Source organism: Psychrobacter sp. 1U2 (assembly GCF_051847575.1).
Genome location: NZ_JBPYDC010000940.1, coordinates 1 through 765, shown reverse-complemented (window position 1 = coordinate 765; position 765 = coordinate 1). Strand labels below are relative to the sequence as shown.

The window sequence follows — 765 nt, the reverse complement described above, 5'->3', positions numbered from 1 at the left end:
ATTGCTATATCTATAAAACATTATCTTCTACCTCCATAAACAGCAGACTCAAAAGTAATGATAAATGACGACAACCAATTGACAGCACTAGACGATAAACGTACCGACCGCAGTTTTGATGCGATTGCCGATCATTTTGAAAAAAAGGTATATGGTGGTTTAAAGGGTGATATTCGTCTGGCTGTCTTACGCCGTGATATCTTTGGTTATGTCGAACAATTTAGCCATCTGCTCAAGCGACCATTGCGTATTTTAGATGTAGGCGCTGGGCTTGCTCAGATTGCAACAGAACTTGCTATTCAAGGCCATACAGTCGTCATTAATGACATATCTGCTAATATGATCGACAAAGCCAGAACGAATGCAGAGCAAACTGGTAAAGACCTAGATATCACATGGTATGTCTGTCCATATCAGGCACTTGAAGCTAAATTAGGAACAGGTAAACTAACGACAGATTCTACAGATAAGTTTGATGTCATACTGTGTCATGCACTACTTGAGTGGCTTGCAGACCCAAAAGCGGTAATGGACTTCTTCGATAAGCATCTTGCGACTGATGGTATTTTGTCATTGTGTTTTTACAATCCGGCAAGCTTTGACTATCGAAACTTGATCATGGGTAATTTTAATTTGCTCGATACCTTACTTGATAAGGCTGACTACCAAGCAGATAACAATAGAAGTTTGACGCCCAATTATCCTGTTGCCAAGCAAGAAGTTGAGTCATGGTTACAACAACATGAGTATCAAATCGTATTAGAA

General features: G+C 39.6%; 1 protein-coding gene. It reads left to right on the top strand.

Annotated elements, in window-relative coordinates; translation table 11 throughout:
- Positions 1 to 57 precede the first annotated feature (57 nt).
- The coding region (locus tag ACS8FD_RS19685) for a methyltransferase domain-containing protein (RefSeq protein ID WP_439277108.1) at positions 58 to 765 on the top strand (708 nt) is incomplete at its 3' end.